The sequence below is a fragment of the Brevundimonas bullata genome (assembly GCF_014207965.1).
GTDB lineage: Bacteria > Pseudomonadota > Alphaproteobacteria > Caulobacterales > Caulobacteraceae > Brevundimonas > Brevundimonas bullata_A.
In genome coordinates, this window is the sequence record NZ_JACHLM010000004.1 from 323,110 (window position 1) to 345,397 (window position 22,288).

Consider the following 22,288-nt stretch of genomic DNA (forward strand, 5'->3'; position numbering starts at 1 on the left):
TCGGGGGGATGACTGCTATCTCCCTAACCGCGCGCGGTTCGCCAAAGCCTTAGCGTTTCACCTCGGAAATCTACGTAGGCGAAATGAGTATTTCTCAAAGTGCTTTCAGAACCACCGAGAGAGCGGTCAGCAACAGATAGACCGCGAAGGCCTTCCTCAACACCTTTCGATTGAGCCGATGGGCCAGCCGCGCGCCATAGGGGGCGGTCAGGGCGGTCAGCAGTCCCATGATCACCGCCGCCGGGACGTTGACGTAGCCTAGCGACAGCGGCGGCCGCCCCGGCGCGTCCCAGCCGAAGATCGCAAAGCCCAGGGCCGCCGTCGCCCCGATGGCCAGGCCGAAACCGCTGGCCGTCGCCACCGCCTGATGGATCGGCCGACCGCACAGGGTCATCATCATGCCGCCGAAACTGCCGCCGCCGACGCCCATCATGGCCGACAGCAAACCGATGCCCGTCCCCGCGCCGCGGCGTCCCCAGCCCGTCGGCAGATCCTTGCGCAGGGTCACATGCTCGGGCAGCAGCCCCATCTGGGCCGCGATCAGCAGCAGACAGACGCCATAGACGACGGCCAGGCCTTCCATCGAGGTGAAACCCGCGATCGCCGCCCCGACCAGGCCGCCGAACGCCACCCAGGGCGTCCAGGTCTTCAGCACCTGTTCGTCCACCGCCCCATGCGCCCGGTGCGTCGCCAGCGACCGCAGCGAGGTGGCGACGATGGTCAGCAGCGAGGTGCCGATGGCCACGTGCAGATTGCTCTCGCCGCCCACCCCCAGCACCGAAAAGGCGTAAAACAGCGCCGGCACCAGCACGGTCCCGCCGCCGACCCCGAACAGGCCGCCGATTACCCCCGCCACCGCGCCCGCCGCGACCAAGGCGGCGGCCATCATCAGCAGTTCGGACAGGGGCAGAGCGCTCATCGCCTGGGCATAGCGGGCGCTTTCCTCCTCGTCATCCCGGAAGCGGCGCAGCCGCTATCCGGGACCGCAGGAAGCAGCGGCGCCTTGGGCGGTCCCGGCTCAAGGCCGGGACGACGAAAGTAAAGATCAGGCCGCTTCTTCAGACGCCGCCTCGCCCAACCGGCTATGCCGCGCCTCGGCCTCGCGCACGGCCTCGACGGCGCGGTCCACGACCTCCAGCCCGGCCCCGGCCTTGACGCCCTCGACGGTCAGGATGCGGCGGAAGGCCCGCGCCCCGGCCCGGCCGTGCATCAGGCCCAGCATATGCCGCGCCATGCTGGCCAGGTTTGCCCCCTCGTCCAGCCGTCCGGCCATATAGGGGCGATAGCGTTCGATGGCGGCGAAGGGATCGACGTCCTCGACCTCCATCCCGAAGATGCGGCGGTCCACCTGCCCCAGCAGGGCCGGCTCGTGATAGGCGGCGCGGCCCAACATGACGCCGTCCAACCGCACGCCGTCGGCGTCATCCAGATGCGCCTCGGCCTGATCCAGATCGCCGATGCCGCCGTTGATGCAGATGGTCAGATGCGGCCGCTCGCGCTTCAGACGCCGCACCAGGGCGTAGTCCAGCGGCGGCACGTCGCGGTTCTCCTTGGGCGAAAGGCCCTTCAGCCAGGCCTTGCGCGCATGGACGATGAAGTGGGTGATCCCCACCGCCGCCGAGGCGTCAACGGTAGCGAACAGGCTGACCAAGGGGTCCTGATCATCGACGCCGATGCGGCACTTGACCGTGGCGGGGACGCTGACCGCCTCCCTGATCGCCGCCATGCAGTCGGCCACCAGCTCCGGCTCGCGCATCAAACAGGCGCCGAACTTGCCCGACTGCACCCGGTCCGAGGGACAGCCGACGTTCAGGTTGATCTCGTCGTAGCCGTAAGATTCGCCGATCTTCGCCGCCTCGGCCAGTTGCGCCGGGTCCGAGCCGCCCAGTTGCAGCGCCACCGGATGCTCGACCGCGTCAAAGCCCAGCAGCCGCTCGCGATCGCCGTGGATCACCGCCGGCGCCGTGACCATCTCGGTATAGAGCAGCGCCCGGCTGGTCAGGGCGCGGTGAAACGCCCGGCAGTTGCGGTCGGTCCAGTCCATCATGGGGGCCACGGACAGTCTATGAGCTTGATTTATAGACATTTTTTCAGTAATATCAAAAAGTTGGAAGGCGGCGTGTGCACTCGAATTTGCGACGTGTTGCGACGTTTTTTCCGGGTTTTCGACACCTCAGTGCACACAGAGCGCACACGAAATGGCGACGTACTCGAAACTCCCGTCAGGAACGTGGCGGGTCCAGGTGAGACGGAAGGGTCGCTATATAAGCGAGACCTTCCTCAAACGCGATGACGCGCGCCGGTGGGCCACCGAAGCCGAGGGGCGGATCGATCGCGGCGAGGTCCCTACCCCCTCACGGTCAGCGCGGCTTCGCACGTTCGGCGAACTCATCGACCTACACATCGAGGACATGAAGTCCGTAGGGAAGGCGCCCAGGCGCTCGAAAGCGGCGACGCTAAAGATGCTGAAGACGCGCCTGGGGGGTAAGAAGATCGCCCAACTGGATCGACAACTGTTCATCGACTTCGGTCGAAGGCGCGCCACCGAAGGCGCCGGCCCCATGACGCTGAGCATCGACATCGGGGCGATCAAGCTCATCCTCTCCCATGCTGCGGCGGTTCACGGCCTGACAGTCTCGGTCGAGGCCATCGACATGGCCCGCCTCGCCCTCAAACGCCTTGGCCTGATTGGCAAGGGCGTCGAACGAGATCGCCGGCCTAGCGATGAAGAACTCGAGCGCTTGATCCGCCACTTCGACGAGAAGCCTCGTCAAACCATACCCATGGGAGCTGTCATTCGGTTCGCGATCGCAACGGCGATGCGCCAGGAGGAGATTTTCAAAGTCGTCTGGGATGACTACGCAAGCCGGACCAAGATGCTGACCATTCGCGACCGGAAAGACCCTCGCGAGAAGACAGGAAATGATCAGCGCATCCCCCTGCTGTCAGTCTCCGGTTTCGATCCCGTCGCGGTGATCGAAGATCAGCGCCCTGCCCGCTCGAATGCGGACCTTCGCATCTTCCCTTTCAGTCACCGGTCTGCCGGCACGGCGTTCACGCGAGCCTGCAAAAGCCTCGAAATCGTGGACCTGCATTTTCACGACCTTCGTCACGAAGGAACCAGCCGCTTGTTCGAAGCCGGCTTTCAGATTCAGCAGGTCGCGCTCGTCACCGGTCACAAGGATTGGAAGATGCTCCGTCGGTACACCCACCTGAGACCAGAATCCCTTCACGTGATCGCTTCCGGATTTGCCGACTAAAGCTGCCGCCTTTCCGGAGGGCGCTGTCAGCAACGCGCCGATTTCGTTGAAAAGGCGGCTGCTGAGATCGTCGCCAGTAACGGGCGCTGCGGTTTGCTCCCGCGGTAGAGGTCCTGGGCGTGGTCGTAGGCGAAGTCGGCGCGCGAGAAAGTCCCGTCGATCCGCTCCGACTTGTCGATGACGAGGATGCGCGGCTCGATGCCCTGATCGTGGACCAGCCAGTCCAGCATCTCGGCCGAGCCATAGGCGGTGTCCGCCGCCAGTCGGCGGGCCACAGATCATGATGCTCACGCGCACGGTGGATCATGGTGCGGACGGCCGTCACCTCGGCTTGGCGCACCGCCGTAGACGGCTCGACATCGACAATGATCGCGTGTTCCAGATCGATCAGATAGTTGGTTGCATAGGCGAAGAAGGCCAGCCCCTTGTTGGCACCGGTCCAGCGCGAGGTCGGATCGGCCGGTGAGATAAACTTGGGCGTCACGGGGGTCGCGCCGCCGAAGGCGGCGTCGTCCAGCACGGCCAGATACTCGTCGATGGCGCGGCTGGCAGCCTCCGGCGGCAGGCCTTCGTGGCCGGGCACGCAGCGCTGGCGGTTGGCGTCGGCCTTGATCAGGCTGGCGTCGACCGCGAAACCCTCTCCGCCAACTAGGCCTCACGGATGCATCGCCGCAGCACCGTCTCGAACAGTTCACGCAACACATTGGTGTGGCGAAAACGGCCGGGCGGTTCTTCGAAAAGGTCGAGTGATCCGGCACATCACCGTCCAAGCTCAACCGGCAGAACCAGCGATAGGCCAGGTTCAGATGGACCTCCTCGCACAGACGCCGCTCCGAGCGAAAGCCGAAGCAATAGCCAACCAGCAGCATGCGGATCAATAACTCAGGATCAATCGAAGGTCGGCCTATGGCGTTATCCCTGTGCGGCAGAATAAAACTGACCTCACGTCTTTAGACGCGCTGTAGTCTTTTATCGGGACGAGCCGTTCGAGAGTCATCTCGAAGAAATTCCCGGAACCTTGATCGACGAACCAAATTAGGAAAGGACTGCAACCAGGAAGAAACAGTGAAGCCACTCCCAACTATAGCTACGGTTGTTCTGTCCACGGCTTTGGCGTCGGCTGTGAACGCGCAACCCGCCCCGGCGACGGCATACCCCGATGCTCCCGCGGGGATCGAGCGTCCGACCACGGCGGCGCCCACCGATCCCGTCGAAGCGTTCCTTGAGAGGACAGCAGAGCGACAACGGAATAGGGAGGCCGCACTTTCCCGGCGCGGCGCAACTGCACTTGTCGCTCAACTCAGACCGCTTGTAGCCAACGCACGCATCGCCCCCAATGGGCTCGGGCGAAACCCGCAGATGCGGGCTCGGCTGGAGTCAGCGCTGAATGTTGAAGTTATCCAATTGCTGGCGGCCGCCGGATTGCGACCTGCGGATATTCTACGAAATCGGGCGCGCGGCGTCGATGTGTTCGAAGCCGCCTCAGCCGCGATCCGAGGAGAGACTACTTTCCAACAGCAGGCCGCTCTTGCCCAGAGTATCGTCGTGGCTGAGGCGCTGGATCAGCGCCAGACCAGCGCAGGGGATGGGTTCGGTTCCACAATCCGATTTCGGGTGGTGGACCGCCTTAAAGGCGATCTTTCACCAGGCGCCGAGTTCGCCCTGCGACAGCAGTCCACGGAAACCATGGAGGTCAGCACCGACCTGCGGCCCGCCGCGGGCGAGCAATTCCTACTGCTCCTGTCGCGAGACTATTACCAGCAGTTGGTCGCTGAGGCAGGCAGGCAGAGCCAGGATGCAGCCTATGCGCAGATCATGCCGGGCTATCTGGTTTCTCGAGAGGGCCTGATGCCCACTGTCATCGGACAACCCCGTCTTTCTTCAATCGAGGAAGCTAGAAATGCAGCTCAATAAATCCGTATCAACGGTTTGCCGCTCGGCGCTTCTGGCCCTTTGCTCATGCCTCGCCGCCACGCCGGCGTTGGCGCAAACACCGCCAATGGACCGGAAGTGGGCGACGCCCTCGGCACACGTTTTCATTCACGTAGACATGCCGCCTGCTTGCGATGCCGCGACCCAGCGTGCCATCGATACGTGGAACGCTCAGGGATCGCGGTGGACGTATGGGTGGACCTCGCAGAACTACCAGACGGACCGCCAAGCCTACGTCGGTCGGGTCACAATCGCGCCGCAGCGGTTGAGCCCGTCTGTGCCAGGCCAAGCGACTAGATATCCGAATACTGGTACGATGATGAATTCGGCCTGGGTCGGCATCAACGACCAGATGCTCTACTGGAACGGTTCCTATTATACCGCAGATGGCGACCTCCAGTGCCCGACGAGCGGCGGGGTGGCGTCGAACCGCTACAGTTTCGAGTATGTGGCTTTGCATGAGCTTGGGCACTCGCTCGGCTTTGGGCATCACAACGACTACAGCTGCGCCATGAGTTACGGCACCTTCGCAGGGGACACCCGCACACGTCCCTGCGCTGCGGAGGCGGCGGAACTGCGCCGACAGTACGGAGCCCGATAGATGAGAGCCGCTATTGTCGCGATTTTGTTCACTAGTTTGATAGCGGCCTGCTCCGCCGATTCCGGGCTAGGGCAGCAGGCCGTTCCGGCCAACTGGCGGGCAGTCGCGTTCGATCCCTGTTGCACGATCCATGTGCCCCCGACGTTCCGCGAAGTTCCCAAGCCTTCCGGCGTGCGCGATCCCAGCTTCATCGTGGTCGGGAATGACGCCACCGAAATTGTTTTCGAATACCGGCCCCAGGTCAGCTTTCCGGAAGGCCCTCTGGGCCAGCAGGATTGGTCACAGGATCGCATGAAGGTCGATGGGCAGGAGGCTGACCTCGTCTCCTACGCGGCGACAGACGCGTTCGTCGGTGGAAGGACGTTGCGCATGCGGGCCAGGCGGCCGGAAGCCCAGACACATCAGTCGGCACCGACGCCAGCGAGAGGCATGGAACTTGGCGCCACTGCGAACTGCCGAACAGACGCCGATTGTGACGTGGCGCGCCGTGTTTTCTCGCTGATCAACTTTAGCGACAGCCCCGGTTAGATTTCGGTTCAGTCGGCTGCCTGGTCGTGTTTCGGCCGGATGGTCTGCGGCGGCAGCCAAGTGCGCGACCTAGGTCAGGCCTGATCGGCCGTCTTGCGGAGCTCGGCGATGCGCTTGTCACTCGCCTCGGCGACGACCTGGCGCAGCACCGATGCGTTCGGGGAGGAAGGCCAGTTCTTCATCGGTGATGCGGTAATGGCGTGAGTAGCGGGCCTTCACGTAGGCCGCTCTCAACAACTCGAAGCAGCGCTTCTGGAACTTGGTGTGGTGGGGCAAGACTTCGCGGAGCTTCGGCTCAAGAGGCTCCGTCATGTTGCGGAGGCGGATGAGGTTGTGGCTCTTGGGGGAGTAGAGCGTTAGGGCCTGTAACAGAGCCAGGGTCATTGTTGGCCCGTGTCAGCACGCGCAGGCTGAACGGAAGTCGGTTGCCCATGATCGCGATAGGGGCGTTTGAGCGCCATCTTCCGGACGTCGTTCAGCTGATGAAGCTGACCTAACGAACGTTCGCCTATCCGCGCGCATCAGAGACTGCGCCAGCTTGACGGTTAACTTCTCGTTTCCCATGTGTGGAACTGGGAGGACGCGGACGACGAGATCGTGATGAACGGCATTTAGCTGCGCCCGATATCCGAAGCCGGCCTTGCCGCGAAGACGGCTTCGCGCAGCGCCGTTTCGGCGAGCGCTGCGCCTCAAGCTCTGATCCGGATCGAACCAGCTCCGCGCGTTTTTACACGGCCTCAGTCACAAGCGCGCGTAGCGCTGGCTAAAAGAACTCCTGCAAATCGGGATATTCCGGCCATGCGCCCGGCAGCGCTATTCCAGAAGCCGGCTTGGCGGCACCCCTAGCGCAGCAGCAATGCGTCCCAGCGCCCTGATGCTAGGATTTCTCGTGCCGCGCTCGAGATCGCTGAGATAACTCCGCTTCATACCAGCCCGGAAGGCCAGTTCCTCCTGCGAGAGGTCTGCAGCTGTACTTAGAACACGCACGTTGCGGCCTAAAAGGGCTACGACGTCCACAGGCATAGGAGACCGGCCAAGCTCGAACTTGGCTGCCCACCAGACGTGTCATTTCATGGAGCTATGCCGGTCTCAGCTATCCTGATCCGCAGGGGTGCCTGATAGGAGTTCGATGGGATCTCGATCCAAGGCCTTTGCTATTCGCTCGACGACCATAAGGGTTGGATTTCGGCGCCCCCGCTCCAGTTCACCAATATAGCTGTAGGCAAGCCCGACATCGTGAGCGAGCGCTTCCAACGTAAGGCCCTTTGCACGCCTCGCGTTTCTAACATTTCGGCCAAATGTGGAAGCCAGCCCCATCGGCCCAACGGGCCGATAAAGAGCCGCCTAAACCAGTTACGATAGTGACCAAAGGGACCGTTTGGCCTGTTTCACCGGGGCAGGATGGCGATTACCCTCCCCGTTCGTGGCTATTTCAGCAGCAAGATGTGCGGACTTACGTTCAACGCATCGGCAAGTGCCTCAATGACCGCTAGCGACGGATTTCGCCGACCGCGTTCAAGTTCGCCGACATAGCTATAAGAAAGGCTCGCGGCATCAGCGAGCGCCTCAATTGTAAGGTCGCGCGTTTGCCGAATACGCCGGACGTTTCGCCCAAATGCCTCCCGCAGATCCATCGATCCAACGGCAGCGAAACAACCTCGCCCCTCCAGTCACTATAGTAACCATTCGACAAGGCTGTTAGACTCTCGGTGATGCCTTTGGCTCCGGCGTCGCAGGCTGGACGCGTTCTCATGACGTTTGGATCGGACCGACTAGACGACCACGAACGGCGTGGTCTTTCGCAGCTGTACGGTCAGTACTCTGACTGGCTCTCAACCCGTCTCCGCCATTTAGGCGTTACGGGTGTCGACGACGTCGTCCAGGAAACCTACCTCCGCATCGCCCCCTATCAGGCGCGCGGCGAGGTCCGTCACCCCAAGTCCCTCCTCCTCCGGATCGCCACCAACCTCGTGGCCGAAGAAGGCCGCCGCGCTCAAAGGCAACGCCGCCACGCCGCCTCCACGCCCACCTCTGCCGACGCCGCCTCCCAGACCGAAACCGTCCTTCTGAAGCAGCTCGTCCTCAAGCTTCCGCAACCCGAGCGAGATATTTTCATGCTCAGCCGCTTCGGAGGTTTGACAAACGAGCAGATCGCTGGGCGATTAGAGGTGTCGGTGAAGACCGTGGAGCGTCGCATTTCGCGGGCTCTGAAACAGGTCGATGCTCAACTCCGACGCTAGACCAGGGGCTTCAATGCCGGCTGAGGCAAAGACACGAACGGCCGCCGACGACCAAGCGACCGATTGGATTGCGCGGCTGGGCACGCGCACCATTTCGCTGGACACGATCCACGAATTCGCCAGGTGGCGCGAAGACCCGGCAAACGCCGAAGCCTATCGTCGTGCGGAGCAGTTGTGGTCACGTACAGGTGAACTGGCGGAAGATCCTGACATCCAGGCCGCGCTCGCGCAGGCGCAGCGTCGACGTCCCAGACGCTTCGGCGCCAAACAGATCGGTGCAGTCGGCCTGACTGCGGCTCTGGCCGCCTCGCTCGCGGCAGGCGTCTTCTTCTGGCAGGGCCGCGACACCTACGCCACCGGCATCGGCGAGCAGCGGGTCCTGCAACTAGCCGACGGGTCGCGTGTCCGCCTGGACACCGCGTCAAAGATGCGGATCCGCTTCACCGCGGGGGAACGTCGCATTGAGCTTGCCGAAGGCCAAGCCCTCTTCGAAGTAGCGCACAACCCTGGCCGCCCGTTCGTGGTTTCGACGACAGACGCATCTGTGACGGCTGTCGGAACGGTCTTTGAAGTGCGTCGCGTCGGATCAGAGACCCGGGTCGTTCTTGTATCGGGTGCCGTCGATGTGGCGCAGGCTGCCGCGCCGGGCGCGCCTCAAAGGCTGCAGCCCAACCAACAGTCAGCCATCAAGTCAGGCAAAGCCAAGGTCTCGACCGTGAACGCCCACACAGCGACGAGTTGGACCGACGGAGAACTGACCTTTGTGGACACGCCGCTTGCTGATGCCGTCGCTGAGGTGAACCGCTATCTGGCGGCTCCGATTAGAGGGCCACCACGCCCAGCATGCCGACGCCGATGACGGTGGCGCCATAGCCGATGGTGGCGGTGATGAAGGTCGGCTTGATCAGGTCTTCGCGCACCGCAAACAACCGCTGCGCAATGGTCTGGTTGCCAATCGCATAGGCCAGGACGGCGGCGATGTAGGGCGCGCCCTGGTTGAAGAAGGCGTCCGACGAAAAGAATGAGCCCTGCTGGGGCGTCACATTGGCCGCGCCCTCTACAAAGACAGCCGGCCCGCCGACGGCGAAGAAGACCGCCGGGATGATGATGACCACAGCGCCCAGCATGGCGCAGACCTGAATGAAGTCCGTCAGCACTGAAGCCCGGAACCCCGACCAGAGCGTATAGAGCAGGACGCCGCCGGCGAGCACAGCGATCCCCTGGCTGAAGCTGAAGGGCGAAAGCATGGCGATCAGGGCCCCGCCGGCGATGAAGTTGGACGTCAGGCTGATCACGCTGCCGAGGATGTTCGAGCTGGCCAGCATCAACTGACTGGAGCGTCCGTGCCGGGCGTACATGACCTCGGCCAGGGTATGGGCCTTGGGCGCCACGGCCCGTATCCGCTTGCCGTAGGGGTAGATGAACAGGATCATCAACGCGCCCCACAGCCCATAGTGGATGGGGCCAGACAGGCCGTAGGTGTAGCCGGACGTGGCCGAGGCGTACATCGACGCCGCCCAGATCCAGGTCGCCGTCATCGAGGCCGCCGATATGCCCAGCCCGATGCTGTTGCCGGCCGTCATGTAGTCGTCTGCATTTTCCTTGCGACGGCTGATGGCCATGGAGACCAGCATGGTCCCGCCGAAGAAGACCGCCAGAAGGGCGACCGTCAGCGGTCCGCCCAATTGGTGAAGTTGTATTTCATCCACGCCGGTCAGCGCTCCTGTCTTGCTCTGACGCGCCAGGCGCGCCGCCCTGGGCGCACGCCGCATCAGACCGCGCCGCGCCAGGCGCCGACGGACGATCATTTCACAGGTGCGCAGACGCCCGACCCCAGCCAGGCGCGATGGTGGTGGCGCCGCCGATGCAGCGCCTATGCAGCCGTCTCAAGACAGACCGCAGCGCAACCATAGTTTGGGTAAGGCGAAGCTGAGATAAACTTATTGTGCGATGCAGTAGAAACAGGCTCCGCCATCAGATGTCCTGCGGCGACGGCGTGGCCCTCAAAATACGGCAAGGTCTGTCTTTGAGCCCGACGGTCGCGCTATCGACGAGGCTGATCGAGATATTCTGAGATAATCGCTGACCGCACGATTACCGCTTGACTCGAAAACCGCGCCCGAAGCCGAAAACGATCTCAAGCTCAAGACCCGGCGACATCTTCCGCAAAAAGGCCGACCGCACCCCGCTCTCAACCCTGGGGGGCTGCTCCGACCATGAAGCCCGCCAAAACATCCAGAGCCTCCGCCAGATCCCTGCGCCGTTCGACGGGCAGTTGGCCGAAGGCGGCGATGAAGCCCTCGCCCAGCAGGTCGGGCGAGTCCGCAAGGGCGGCCTGGCCTGCCTCTGTCGTGCGGACGTGGACCACGCGACGATCCCGCGTCGAGCGATAGCGGACCACCAGCCCCTTCGCCTCCAGCTTGTCCAGAACGCCGACGACCGTCGGCGCCGACATGGCCGCATCTCGCGATATGGCCTGGGTCGTCACCTCCCCCAGCGAGCGCACGGATTGCAGCACGATCAGTTGCGGCAAGGTCAGCCCCGACAGCCGAGCGATTTCGCGCGAGCGGACGTCAATCGCCTGGGCGATGCGCCGCATGGACCGCACCAGGGAGGCGGTCGGATCGGCGGGGCGTTCAGGTCGGGGAACCGGGTGCGGGCTGAGGATCGGGTCCATCAGGGTTGAATTCCTTAGTGTGCTAACTATTTGTGCACGCTACATTCACAGTACAAGGACAGCCTATGTGCGGCCTGAGCGGCGAGATCAATCACGACGGGCGTCCCGTAGACGCCGACGCCCTGCAACGCATGACCGAGGCCCTGGCGCCGCGAGGGCCTGACGGCGCCGGCATCGTTCTGCGGGGTTCGGTCGGACTGGGTCATCGCCGCCTCAAGATCATCGATCTGTCTGAAAAGGCCCAGCAGCCCATGGTCGATCCCGAGCTCGGGATCACCCTGGTCTTCAACGGCTGCCTCTACAACTATCCGGAACTTCGCCAGGAGCTTCAGGGTCTCGGCTACCGCTTCTTTTCCGAGGGCGACACCGAGGTCATCATCAAGGCATGGAAGGCCTGGGGCGAGACCTGCGTTGATCGCTTCAAGGGCATGTTCGCCTTCGTGCTGCACGAGCGTGACAGCGGCCGCACGGTCATGGCGCGTGACCGGTTCGGCATCAAACCGCTTTATCTGGCCGAGAAAGGCAAGCGACTGCGCTTCGCCTCGACCCTGCCGGCCCTGCTGGCGGCTGGCGATATCGACACCACGATCGACCCGGTCGGCCTGCACCACTACATGACCTTCCACGCGGTCGTGCCGCCGCCCCACACCCTGCTCAAGGGCGTCAAGAAATTCCCTCCCGCGACGATCCGCGTCATCGAGGCCGACGGAACGTCGCGTGATCGCCTGTATTGGCAAGCCAACATGACCCGTCGCCCCGAGGACGCCGGCATGACAGCCGAGGACTGGCGCGACCAGGTCCTGGCTTCCCTGCGCGAGGCGGTGAAGCGCCGCATGGTGGCCGACGTGCCGGTCGGCGTTCTGTTGTCGGGGGGTGTGGACTCCAGTCTGATCGTCGGCCTCCTGGCCGAACTGGGTCAGAAGGACCTGATGACCTTCTCCGTCGGTTTCGAGGCCGCCAACGGCGAGAAGGGCGACGAGTTCGCCTATTCCGACCTGATCGCGAGACACTACGGAACCAACCACCACCAGATCTTCGAGCCGCACGCCCGGTTGATGGAGGCCCTGCCCGGCGCCATCGGCGCCATGTCGGAGCCCATGGTCAGCTATGACAATGTCGGCTTCTACCTGCTGAGCCAGGAGGTCTCGAAACACATCAAGGTGGTTCAGTCCGGCCAGGGGGCCGACGAGATCTTCGCCGGCTACCACTGGTACCCGCCGATGTTGTCGACGACCGACCCGGTCGAGACCTACGCAAAGGCCTTCTTCGACCGCAGCCACGCTGTCCTGAAAACTCAGTTGAACGGCGCCTATATGGCCGACACCGACGTCAGCCGCGCCCTGGTCGAGGCCCATTTCGCCCAAGGTCGCGCCGACACGCCGGTGGACAAGGCCCTGCGCCTGGACAGCCAGATCATGCTGGCCGACGACCCGGTCAAGCGGGTCGACAACATGACGATGGCCTGGGGCCTGGAGGCGCGTGTGCCCTTCCTCGACCACGAACTGGTCGAGCTGGCAGGCCGTATCCCGCCCGAACACAAGCTCGCTCAAGGCGGCAAGGGCGTGCTGAAGGAGGCCGCGCGCTTGGTGATCCCGTCAGAGGTCATCGACCGCAAGAAGGGCTACTTCCCCGTGCCCGCCCTGAAATACATCCAGGGCCCCTATCTCGAAATGGTGCGCGAAGCCCTGACCAATCAGGCCGCCCGTGACCGTGGTCTGTTCGACCAGACCTATCTAGACGCCCTGTTCGCCGACCCCACCAGCCGCCTGACGCCGCTGCGCGGTTCGGAACTGTGGCAGGTCGCGGTCCTCGAAATGTGGATGCAGAACCATGGCCTCTGATCCCCGTCCAGCCCGCTCCCAGGCCCACAGGCTGAAGCGGCTTCGCCACGAGAGCCTCAAGCCCTTGATCCAGGGTCAGGACGGCGAGGCCATGGCGGCGGACGCGATCGTCGATTGCGGCTGGGGACGGCTGCTGTTCGCCCAGACCTTCGAGACGGCCGCGCCCCTGATCGACGCCCTGCGCGCCGAGGCCCCGGACCGGCGCGACATCGCCTTCTATGTCCGCAACCCCCACGTCCTGCTGGCCCAGGCCCCCCAAGAAGTCTTCCTGGACCCGTCGCACACCTATCGGCTGGACCTCGCTGTCTACCGACCCAGCCGACGCCAGCCGCGCGGCTTTTCCATCCGCCGCCTGGGTTCTGAACAGGACGCCGAGGCGATCAACCGAATCTACGCCGCGCGTCGCATGGTCCAGACCCCGCCCGGCTTCCTCTGGTCACGCCGGGACGACCGAAGCCTGACCTACTTCGTCGCCGAGGACGCCCTCACCGGCGAGGTGATCGGGACCGTAACGGGCGTGAACCACGCCCGCGCCGTAAACGACCCGGAAGGCGGATCTTCGCTGTGGTGCCTGGCGGTCGCGCCTCAGGCCAGTCAGCCCGGCATAGGCGAAGCCCTGGTCCGGCGTCTGGCCGAACACTTCCGGACCCAGGGCCTAGCCTACATGGATCTGTCGGTCATGCACGACAACGTGCAGGCCATCGCCCTCTACGAAAAACTGGGTTTTCGCCGCGTCTCCTTCTTCGGGGTCAAGCGCAAGAACCCGATCAACGAAGTCCTCTTCACCGGCCCGACGGACGATGAAAACCTCAATCCCTATGCCCGCCTCATCGTCAATGAGGCCCGCCGGCGCGGCATCGCCACCGAGGTCATCGACGCCGAAGGCGGCCTGTTCCGCCTGACCTGGGGCGGTCGCAGCGTGCGATGCCGTGAGAGCCTGTCCGAACTGACCTCGTCCGTGGCCCTGAGCATCTGCGACGACAAGCGGATGACCCGCCGCATCGTCGCTGCGGCCGGGGTGACCACCCCCGCCTCCATCAGGGCCGACAGCCCCTCTGCGATCGACGCCGCCCTGGCCGCCTATGGCCGGTTAGTGGTCAAGCCCGCGCGCGGAGAGCAGGGCCAGGGCGTGGCCGTGGGCCTCAAGACCATGAGCGAGGTCCAGAGCGCCCTGATCGGCGCGCGGCGGATCTGCAGCGATGTCCTGATCGAAGAACAGGTCCAGGGCGAGGATCTGCGCCTGGTCATCATCGACTTCCAGCTGGCGGCCGCCGCCGTGCGCCGTCCGCCCCGTGTGATCGGCGACGGGCAGACGAGCATTCGCCGACTGATCGAACTCCAGAGCCGCCGCCGCAGCGCCGCCACTGGCGGCGAGTCCCGCATTCCCATAGACGCCGAAACCGAGCGCACGCTGGCCGAAGCCGGGTTCGCCCTCGACGACGTAGCCCCGGATGGGGTCGAGGTCATGGTGCGCAAGGCCGCCAACCTTCATCTGGGCGGCACCATTCACGATGTGACCGACATCGTGCACCCGGTCCTTGTGGACGCGGCGATTGCGGCGGCTCGCGCCATCGACATCCCGGTCACCGGCATCGACCTGATGGTCAAGGCGCCCGACCAGCCCGACTACGCCTTCATCGAAGCCAATGAACGCCCGGGCCTGGCCAATCACGAACCCCAGCCGACGGCCGAGCGTTTCATAGACCTGCTTTTCCCGGCCTCCGCGTCCGGCTCCCCGCGCAGCAACGCCTGAACGCCACAAGAAGGAGACGTCTTGCCCGATCCCGCCATCGACCTCGCCTACCTCAAGGCCCGCCTCGACGACCTGCTCGACACGCCCAGCCCCACTGGCTTCACCGACGAGGCAGTCCGTCTGCTGTGCCGCGAACTGGAGCGGCTCGGCCTTGACTATGAGATGACCCGTCGTGGCGCGATCCGCGCCCGCCTGCCGGGACGGGACGCGACGCCCGCTCGCGCAGTTGTCGCCCATATCGACACCCTGGGGGCCCAGGTCAAACAGGTGAAGGCCAACGGCCGACTGGAGGTCGTCCCCATCGGTCACTGGTCCTCGCGCTTCGCCGAAGGAGCCCGCTGCACCATTTTCTCCGAAGGCGGCGCCTGGCGCGGGACCATTCTCCCGCTCAAGGCCTCGGGTCACACCTTCAACACCGAGATCGACAGCCAGCCCGTCAACTGGCGCAATGTGGAGCTGCGCATCGACGCCGTCACCCACGACCGCGACGACACGCTGAAGCTCGGCGTCGATATCGGCGACATCGTCGCCATCGACCCGCAGCCCGAGTTCCTCGACACAGGCTACATCGTCTCGCGTCATCTGGACGACAAGGCGGGCGTGGCCGTCCTTCTGGCGGCGCTGGAATGCCTGATCCGCGAAGAGCGTACGCCGACCGTGGACACCTGGTGGCTCTTCACCATCGCCGAAGAGGTCGGCTTGGGCGCCTCCTCGGTCCTGGTTCCGGACGTGGCCGCCATGGTCACGGTCGACAACGGCACGACGGCCCCGGGCCAGAATTCCTCCGAGTTCGGCGTCACCATCGCCATGGCCGACCAGACCGGTCCCTTCGACTGGCATCTGTCGCGCAAGCTGGTCCAGTTGGCGCGAGATCACGGCATCCCTCATCAGAAGGACGTCTTCCGCTACTATCGGTCCGACTCCGCTTCGGCTTTGGAATCCGGGGCCGACATCCGCACCGCCCTGCTCGCCTTCGGCATCGACGCCAGCCACGGCTATGAGCGGATCCACGAAAGCGCCCTGAGCGACCTGGCCCGCCTGCTGATCGCCTATGTCGAAAGCGAGGTGGAGATCGGCCGCGACGCCCGCCCTATGAGCAGCGTCGCAGGCTTCACGCGCCAGCCCTTGTCCTGAGCGAAACGGCCGCCGCCGGCCATCTGGCGCAGCAGACTTGCCTTTTTCCGCGGCGGCCCGCATCAGACGTCCTCACCTCGGACCCGGACCTGCCTGCAGGCGACGGGTGGCTATCCCGTCCGCCGATCCGTCGGGAAACTTCGAGGCTGCCCATGACATAGGCCGAGCGCCGGATCTTGCAGCCGACCTGAAGACGAACCTCTATGACCCTCATCGCTTCCGCGCGTCAGCAATGGCTCGCCAGTCCGCGCCGCGACCTGCTGGCCGGGACCGTCGTGGCCCTGGCCCTCATCCCTGAAGCCATCGCCTTTTCCATCATCGCCGGGGTCGACCCGGCCGTCGGCCTCTACGCCAGCGTCATCATCGCCGTGACCATCTCCCTTGTCGGCGGACGCCCGGCCATGATTTCAGCCGCCACCGGGGCGATGGCCCTGCTGATGGTCGGACTGGTCCGCGATCACGGGCTGGAATACCTGTTCGCCGCCTCGATCCTGTGCGGCTTGTTCCAGATCGTCATCGGTCTGCTGAAGCTGGGCCGATACATCAAGTTCGTCAGCCGCAGCGTCATGACCGGCTTCGTCAACTCGCTCGCCATCCTGATCTTCATGGCCCAGATGCCCGAGTTGATCGGCGCTGACTGGCCCACCTTCGCGCTTGTCGCCGCAGGCCTCGCCGTCATCTACGGCCTGCCGCGTCTCACCCGCGCCGTGCCGTCCGCCCTGGTCGCCATCATCCTGCTCAGCGGCTTCGTCATCTGGACGGGGCTGGACGTACGAACGGTGGGCGACATGGGGCAGATGCCTTCGACCCTGCCGATGTTTCACCTGCCCATGGTTCCCCTCACGTGGGAGACCTTCGCCATCATAGCCCCCGTTTCGGCCACCCTGGCCTTCGTGGGTCTGCTGGAGAGCTTGCTGACCGCCAACCTGATCGACGACATCACCGACACGCCTTCCGACAAGGACCAGGAAACCCGTGGCCAAGGCATCGCCAACATCGCGTCGGGCTTCTTCGGCGGCATGGCGGGTTGCGCCATGATCGGCCAGTCGATGATCAACGTCACCTCCGGCGCACGCGGCCGGCTCTCGACCCTATGGGCCGGCCTTTTCCTGCTGTTCCTCATCCTGGTCCTTCAGGACTGGGTCGCGCGCATTCCGATGGCGGCCCTGGTGGCGGTCATGATCATGGTCTCGGTCGGGACCTTTGACTGGGGCTCCATTCGCAACCTGCGCTCGGCGCCGCTGCAATCCTCCGTGGTCATGATCGCCACGACCGGCGCGGTGGTGGCCACCCACGACCTGTCCAAGGGCGTCGTCCTGGGGGTGGTCCTGTCGGCGATCTTCTTCATGCGCAAGGTCGGCAAGACCCTGGTGGTGTCCGAGATCCCGACGCCCGAACCCGGCGTGCTGCGCTACAGGGTTTCAGGCCAACTCTTCTTTGCTTCCGCCGAACTTTTCGCCGCCGGATTCGAGCATCACGGACGCCCTGAACGGGTCGAGATCGACATGAGCGACGCCCATCTGTGGGACGTGACCGGCGTCGCCGCCGTGGACAAGGTGGTCTTCCGCTACCGACGGCAGGGGGCCGCCGTCGACGTCATCGGCCTGAACGCCGCCGGACGCACCCTGATCGAGCGTGTGGGGCGTTTCGAGAAAGACCATCTGCCGTCGGGGGCCGCGGCGCACTGACCTCCGACCGGAGCGGAGACCGGCCTCCGTTTCCTACGTCGCGCGACGCCCCTCTGCATCAAGGAAGGGTTTCGCGCGTTTGCGTCGATACCCACGGTGGATCGAGGACAATGGCGCCCCGCTCCCCGCTGGCCGTCACGAACCGCGACGCGGCATGGCGGAACAGGACGGCGCCCCTGGCCCAGGGGTATGGTCGTCCGGATATTGGGAGCCACGGTTTGACCCGTCGCAAGCGGCCTCGATCAGCCCTTCGGAGCCTGCTTCGCCGCCGCCGGCCTGGCGCTCGCCGTCGCCAACTCGCCGATCTCCGACGCCTATCTCGCGGCGCTGCACGCCCCGCTCGGTGGCCTCGACGCCCTGCACTGGGTCAACGACGGGCTGATGGCCCTGTTCTTCCTTCTGGTCGGACTCGAGATCAAACGCGAGATGCTGGATGGAGAACTGGCGACCTGGTCCCGCCGCGCCCTCCCCTGCATCGCCGCCGCGGCCGGCATGGCGGTCCCGGCCCTGGTCTATGTCGCCGTTCAAGGGCAGGATTCGACCGCCCTCCACGGCTGGGCGATTCCCGCGGCGACCGACATCGCCTTTGCCCTGGGCGTCCTGGCCCTGCTCGGCTCGCGGGTTCCCGCCTCGCTGAAGATCTTCCTGACCGCCCTAGCGATCATCGACGACCTGGGCGCAGTGGTGATCATCGCCGTCTTCTACACAGCCAATCTGACGCCCTGGGCGCTGGCGGCGTCCTGCGGGGCGGTCGCTGTCCTGATCCTTCTCAACCGGACGAAGACGACGTCTCTCGTCCTCTATCTGATTGTCGGCGCCGCCCTGTGGTGGTTCATGCTGCAATCCGGCGTCCACGCCACGCTGTCGGGGGTGGCCCTGGCCATGACCATCCCGCTGCGCCGGACGCCCGGCGCGGTCGAGGACGTCGCATCGCCGCTCCACCGGCTGGAGCACGGGCTCCAGCCCTGGGTCGCCTTCGTCGTCGTTCCGATCTTCGGCTTCGCCAACGCCGGCGTCTCCTTTGCGGGGACCTCCTTCGCCGCCCTGCTGGCGCCGATTCCGCTGGGCGTGGCGGCCGGCCTCTTCCTTGGAAAACAGATCGGCGTCTTCGGCGCGTCCTGGCTCGCCATCCGGCTAAACATCGCCGACCTCCCGGCCAGGGCGACATGGCGGCAGTTCTATGGGGTGTCCGTGCTTTGCGGCCTCGGCTTCACCATGAGCCTCTTCATCGGCCTGTCGGCCTTCTCGAGTCCCGGACAGCAAGAGGCCGCCAAGCTCGGGGTCTTGGTCGGATCCGGCCTGTCGGCCCTGGTCGGCGCGGCCTTCCTGATGCGTCGCTACCGCGCGCCCAGACAGGAAGATCGCTGAAGGAGAGCCTGCCGCACGGACGTCGTTCGCCGCACCTAGCCCGGCCGCCATTCGCTCAGCAGTCCGCCCGCGGCATCCTCATAGGCGACCCGGTCTAGAACGACGGCGACGACGCAGGTCGGTCGCTGGTCAGGCCCGTCCGCCAGGCACCGGACGGCGCGACCGCCGGGGAAGGCCCCCACCCGCCCCTCAAGCCGCAGGCGATAGCCATCCGGCGGGGGCGCCGGGACCTGACCGGCCTCGAACCGGCGCGTGAAGGCGTAGGCTCGACCGCTGCGGCGGCCGATGCGCGACCCGCCCTTTTCGAACACGGCAGCCAGACCGACTGTCTGGGGCGAAACGCTGTTTTCGAACGTCGCCAGGGGATTAGACGCGACCTGGGGGCAGGCGTCTGCGGTCATCCAGGGCCGCGACAGCCAGAACCCGTCGACCGCCTCCCATTCGGCTTCAGCGCCGGTCGACGCGATCAGAGGAGACGTCTTCCAGTCCGCCGGCGTCATCGACAACCGCGCAGCAAGATGGTCCTTGCTCCAGGACCAGCGCGCCAGACCGTCCGCCGAACCGAGCTCGTCGAGGGCGTCCGGACCGCCGCAACCAAAAGGAAGGCGCACGGAAAACCGGCGTCCGACCAGGCCCTCCCCCGGCAGGAGCTGACCGGACGCATAGGCCGAAGCCGCAGCAGCGGCGGCGACGAGGATGTCGCTGCGCGACAGGGCGGCGCGTTGCGCCGGCGGAACCACGACCACGATCTTTTCAGGGGGCGGGGACAGCGCTGCGACCGACGGGGTCGCGGGCGCCTCAATGGCGTCCGGGCGATCGCATTGCGCCAGCAGCAGGGCCGCCGCGATCACGCCGAAGCGCCGCGCGGGGAAGGCCGGCCCCTGGAAATCACCCATCTCGCGCATCATGGTGATGGGAATAGCACGGATATCGCCTAGAAGGGGACAGATCAGCCTCCCAAGGGGGGCGAAGACAGGTCTTCCAACGGCGATGGACTTCAATCAGATCGCGGCCCTGGTCGTCCTCGTGCTCGTCGTCGGCGTCCTCATCCACGGCCGTATCCGTTCGGACGTCGCCGCCCTGACGGCGGCCGCGGCCCTGCTGGTCTTGGGCGTCATCCGACCCGTCGAGGTGCAGTCCGCCTTCGCCAGTCCGGCCGTCATCGCCCTCGCCTGCCTGTTCGTGATCGCCTACGCCATCGAACTCTCCGGCCTGCTGGGTCTGCTGATCCGTCAGGCCACGCGCCTGTGCGCCCGTCTCGGCGCTTTCGGGCTGTGGATCGTCATGATCCTCTGCGGCGGCGCCTCCGCCTTCCTTAACAACACCCCCATCGTCGTGCTCGCCGCACCTGTGGTGAAGGACGTCGCCCACTCACTCAACCTCTCGCCCAAGCGCTTCCTGATCCCGCTCAGCTACATCACCATCATGGGCGGAGCTTGCACCCTAATCGGCACCTCGACCAATCTCCTGGTCAACGACATGGCCCGCAATGCCGGCCAGCCGTTGTTCAGCCTGTTCGAGATCACGCCGGTCGCCCTGATTATCGCCGCCGCCGGCGGGCTCTACCTCTTCCTGCTCGGAGGACGCCTCCTGGCGGGAGCCGAGGACCCGGCGCCCGGCGGCCCGTCGCCTCATGCCCAGACCGGGGACGGCACCATGGGCGATCTCGAGCTGTTCGCCGTCGACCGGCCCTTTGACCTGAAGCGCGCCCTGATCTCGATGTCCGTTTTCGTCGGGGTCATTCTCGCCGCAGCGCTGGGCGTCGCCCCCATCGCCGCAGCCGCCTTCGCCGGGGCGGTCCTTCTGATCCTGCTCAGGGTCATCAGCCCCGAGGAGGCCTACGCCGGCCTGCGCCCTGAAGTGCTGCTGCTGATCGCCGGCATGGTGGTGGTCGGGCTGTCCATCGAGGTGACGGGACTTGCGGCGTCCGGGACGGCCCTGCTGATCGACGTCATCCGCCCCTTCGGTCCCCTGGCAGCCCTGGCCATCCTCTATGGCGTCACCCTGTTCGCGACCGAGCTCCTGTCCAACGCCGCCGTCGCCGTCCTGATCACCCCGGTGGCCGTCGCTCTGGCGGAAAGTCTCGGCGTGGAGCCCCGCCCCTTTCTGATCGCCGTCATGATGGCCGCCAGCGCCGCCTTCGCCACCCCCTTCGGCTATCAGACCAACGTCCTGGTCTTTCAGGTGGGCCGGTACAAATACATGGACTTCGTCAGGGTCGGCGTGCCGCTCAACCTGGTCACATGGCTGGTCGGCGTGATCGCGATCCCCATTTTCTTCCCCTTCTAGCGCCTGAGCATCGGTCCGAAGCAGCGTGTCAGAGCCTTTAGCGACAGGATCACAGCCCCTCAAACTCCCCCTCCAGGGGAGCCTCCAAGCGGATGGCCGCCGCCCCGTTCGTCGACCATGACATGGCGACCTGTGAAATTCTGGAAATCGCACCCGGCCGCACGGATGATCGTCTAGCCTTTCTGAAAGCCTGATCGACCGAAGGTCCCGCATGATAGGGTTTCTTCCAACGACTGGAGGTCATGATGCTCTTTGCGGTCGCACAAACCTTCTCCATAGGCGTCGGCGTCTGGCTGGTCGCCCTGGGCCTGTTCATGATCGCCGCTCCGCGCCTCGAACTCGAAGCCTTGGCGCGACTGGGCGGCGACAACCTCATCCATTTCGGCGAGATGGCTCTGAGAGCCCTCGCAGGGACCGCCCTGGTGTTGGCCGCACCCGTGTCGAAATTTCCGGAGATCATCTCGCCCATCGGTTGGTTTTTGATCCTTTCAGCCGCCGCTATCGCAGTGCTGCCTCGGCGATGGCACGCGGCCTATTCCGTCTGGTGGGCGCGACGTATTCCCGCGGGCGCAGTCAGCCTCATCGCACCCGCGTCTGTCCTGGGAGGCGTCATCCTGATCTGGGCCATGCTCGGCTAGGTCCTCCTGCCCTTCATTGAAGGTTTCCCTTGATTGCGCTCGCGCAATCGGCCGCGCCTCCAGCAGCAGAGGCCACTGCCGGACAGGCCCTGGCGCCCCGACCCTTCGCCATCCGGCAGCCGATTCCGTCGCCCACGCAGTCCACCATAACGACCTTGACGTGACCCGCTGAAACTCCTCCAGGAATAGCTAGAGTCCGCCCTAACGAAGGACGGACAGAATGAAACGATCAAGGTTCACGGAAGAGCAGATCATCGGGATTCTGCGGGAGCAGGAGGCCGGTGTGACGACGGCGGAGGTGTGTCGGCGTCACGGGGTCAGCTCGGCGACCTTTTACAA

Annotated in this window: 22 protein-coding genes, 2 pseudogenes and 1 other annotated feature; of the genes and pseudogenes, 14 read left to right on the forward strand and 10 right to left on the reverse strand. The window is 65.0% G+C overall.

The window, feature by feature from the left end:
* Positions 1-94: 94 nt before the first annotated feature.
* Complete coding sequence (locus tag HNP51_RS13565) at positions 95-919, reverse strand: sulfite exporter TauE/SafE family protein (RefSeq protein WP_184271476.1); 825 nt, start codon at positions 917-919, stop codon at positions 95-97.
* Between the two features lie 126 nt (positions 920-1,045).
* Positions 1,046-2,086: a tRNA dihydrouridine(20/20a) synthase DusA gene (gene dusA, locus HNP51_RS13570; RefSeq protein ID WP_184271479.1), complete on the reverse strand. Its 1,041-nt coding sequence runs from the start codon at positions 2,084-2,086 to the stop codon at positions 1,046-1,048.
* A 376-nt stretch (positions 2,087-2,462) separates the two neighbouring features.
* Between dusA and HNP51_RS13575 the strand changes: the two genes are divergently transcribed.
* On the forward strand, positions 2,463-3,260 hold the full coding sequence (locus tag HNP51_RS13575; RefSeq protein ID WP_260398495.1) for a site-specific integrase: 798 nt from the start codon (positions 2,463-2,465) through the stop codon (positions 3,258-3,260).
* A 104-nt stretch (positions 3,261-3,364) separates the two neighbouring features.
* Here the strand turns inward: HNP51_RS13575 and HNP51_RS13580 are convergent.
* Positions 3,365-4,165 (reverse strand): annotated as a pseudogene (locus HNP51_RS13580) (transposase); the annotation flags it as partial.
* Between the two features lie 454 nt (positions 4,166-4,619).
* On the opposite strand from HNP51_RS13580, the gene HNP51_RS13585 reads away from it, so the two are divergent.
* The 3 genes from HNP51_RS13585 to HNP51_RS13595 are packed head-to-tail and all read left to right on the forward strand — an operon-like array spanning position 4,620 to position 6,321.
* The gene (locus HNP51_RS13585; protein WP_184271485.1) at positions 4,620-5,174 is read left to right on the forward strand and encodes a hypothetical protein; all 555 of its coding nucleotides are present in this window, start codon (positions 4,620-4,622) and stop codon (positions 5,172-5,174) included.
* On the forward strand, positions 5,161-5,793 hold the full coding sequence (locus tag HNP51_RS13590) for a matrixin family metalloprotease (RefSeq protein ID WP_184271488.1): 633 nt from the start codon (positions 5,161-5,163) through the stop codon (positions 5,791-5,793). Before HNP51_RS13585 ends, HNP51_RS13590 begins: the two co-directional genes overlap by 14 nt.
* Positions 5,794-6,321: a hypothetical protein gene (locus HNP51_RS13595; protein WP_184271491.1), complete on the forward strand. Its 528-nt coding sequence runs from the start codon at positions 5,794-5,796 to the stop codon at positions 6,319-6,321.
* A gap of 117 nt (positions 6,322-6,438) precedes the next feature.
* On the opposite strand, the gene HNP51_RS13600 is transcribed toward HNP51_RS13595, so the two are convergent.
* From HNP51_RS13600 to HNP51_RS13615, 4 genes are all read right to left on the reverse strand, one after another.
* A complete protein-coding gene (locus tag HNP51_RS13600; protein WP_221415913.1) occupies positions 6,439-6,705 on the reverse strand; it encodes a hypothetical protein in 267 nt (88 codons plus the stop codon).
* Positions 6,706-7,134: 429 nt separating this feature from the next.
* Positions 7,135-7,344, reverse strand: coding sequence for a helix-turn-helix domain-containing protein (locus HNP51_RS13605; protein ID WP_221415914.1), 210 nt, complete (start codon positions 7,342-7,344; stop codon positions 7,135-7,137).
* A gap of 66 nt (positions 7,345-7,410) precedes the next feature.
* Complete coding sequence (locus HNP51_RS13610; protein WP_184271494.1) at positions 7,411-7,638, reverse strand: helix-turn-helix domain-containing protein; 228 nt, start codon at positions 7,636-7,638, stop codon at positions 7,411-7,413.
* 110 nt (positions 7,639-7,748) lie between these two features.
* On the reverse strand, positions 7,749-7,955 hold the full coding sequence (locus HNP51_RS13615) for a helix-turn-helix domain-containing protein (RefSeq protein WP_184271497.1): 207 nt from the start codon (positions 7,953-7,955) through the stop codon (positions 7,749-7,751).
* Positions 7,956-8,072: 117 nt separating this feature from the next.
* Between HNP51_RS13615 and HNP51_RS13620 the strand changes: the two genes are divergently transcribed.
* Both HNP51_RS13620 and HNP51_RS13625 read left to right on the forward strand, forming a co-directional pair.
* Positions 8,073-8,561 (forward strand): RNA polymerase sigma factor, encoded by a 489-nt coding sequence (locus HNP51_RS13620; RefSeq protein WP_184271500.1) that lies wholly within the window; start codon positions 8,073-8,075, stop codon positions 8,559-8,561.
* Between the two features lie 13 nt (positions 8,562-8,574).
* Positions 8,575-9,420: a FecR domain-containing protein gene (locus HNP51_RS13625; protein ID WP_260398496.1), complete on the forward strand. Its 846-nt coding sequence runs from the start codon at positions 8,575-8,577 to the stop codon at positions 9,418-9,420.
* Here HNP51_RS13625 and HNP51_RS13630 read toward each other — a convergent pair.
* Together HNP51_RS13630 and HNP51_RS13635 are read right to left on the reverse strand one after the other, a co-directional pair.
* Entirely contained in the window at positions 9,383-10,369 is a 987-nt protein-coding gene (locus HNP51_RS13630) for a sodium:solute symporter family transporter (RefSeq protein WP_260398497.1), read from the reverse strand. The genes HNP51_RS13625 and HNP51_RS13630 overlap by 38 nt on opposite strands.
* A gap of 383 nt (positions 10,370-10,752) precedes the next feature.
* Positions 10,753-11,238, reverse strand: coding sequence for a MarR family winged helix-turn-helix transcriptional regulator (locus HNP51_RS13635; RefSeq protein ID WP_184271503.1), 486 nt, complete (start codon positions 11,236-11,238; stop codon positions 10,753-10,755).
* A gap of 65 nt (positions 11,239-11,303) precedes the next feature.
* Between HNP51_RS13635 and HNP51_RS13640 the strand changes: the two genes are divergently transcribed.
* From HNP51_RS13640 to nhaA, 5 genes and pseudogenes are all read left to right on the forward strand, one after another.
* On the forward strand, positions 11,304-13,079 hold the full coding sequence (locus HNP51_RS13640) for an N-acetylglutaminylglutamine amidotransferase (RefSeq protein WP_184271506.1): 1,776 nt from the start codon (positions 11,304-11,306) through the stop codon (positions 13,077-13,079).
* Positions 13,069-14,832, forward strand: a complete 1,764-nt coding sequence (gene ngg, locus HNP51_RS13645; RefSeq protein ID WP_184271509.1) for an N-acetylglutaminylglutamine synthetase — start codon at positions 13,069-13,071, stop codon at positions 14,830-14,832. Before HNP51_RS13640 ends, ngg begins: the two co-directional genes overlap by 11 nt.
* 21 nt (positions 14,833-14,853) lie before the next feature.
* Complete coding sequence (locus HNP51_RS13650; protein WP_184271513.1) at positions 14,854-15,966, forward strand: osmoprotectant NAGGN system M42 family peptidase; 1,113 nt, start codon at positions 14,854-14,856, stop codon at positions 15,964-15,966.
* Positions 15,967-16,042: 76 nt separating this feature from the next.
* Positions 16,043-16,106 (forward strand) — a sequence feature (sul1 is cis-regulatory element that is thought to sense ions involved in sulfur or methionine metabolism; They are found in Alphaproteobacteria).
* 63 nt (positions 16,107-16,169) lie between these two features.
* A complete protein-coding gene (locus tag HNP51_RS13655; RefSeq protein ID WP_184271517.1) occupies positions 16,170-17,654 on the forward strand; it encodes a SulP family inorganic anion transporter in 1,485 nt (494 codons plus the stop codon).
* Between the two features lie 264 nt (positions 17,655-17,918).
* Positions 17,919-19,022 (forward strand): annotated as a pseudogene (nhaA, locus tag HNP51_RS13660) (Na+/H+ antiporter NhaA); the annotation flags it as partial.
* Between the two features lie 35 nt (positions 19,023-19,057).
* Here the strand turns inward: nhaA and HNP51_RS13665 are convergent.
* Positions 19,058-19,918, reverse strand: coding sequence for a hypothetical protein (locus HNP51_RS13665; RefSeq protein WP_184271521.1), 861 nt, complete (start codon positions 19,916-19,918; stop codon positions 19,058-19,060).
* Positions 19,919-20,012: 94 nt separating this feature from the next.
* Between HNP51_RS13665 and HNP51_RS13670 the strand changes: the two genes are divergently transcribed.
* From HNP51_RS13670 to HNP51_RS13680, 3 genes are all read left to right on the forward strand, one after another.
* A complete protein-coding gene (locus HNP51_RS13670) occupies positions 20,013-21,311 on the forward strand; it encodes an SLC13/DASS family transporter (protein WP_184271525.1) in 1,299 nt (432 codons plus the stop codon).
* Positions 21,312-21,553: 242 nt separating this feature from the next.
* Positions 21,554-21,949 carry a hypothetical protein gene (locus HNP51_RS13675; RefSeq protein ID WP_184271528.1) on the forward strand — a complete coding sequence of 132 codons (396 nt, stop codon included), beginning with the start codon at positions 21,554-21,556 and terminating at the stop codon, positions 21,947-21,949.
* Positions 21,950-22,169: 220 nt separating this feature from the next.
* The coding region (locus HNP51_RS13680; protein ID WP_184271532.1) for a transposase at positions 22,170-22,288 on the forward strand (119 nt) is incomplete at its 3' end.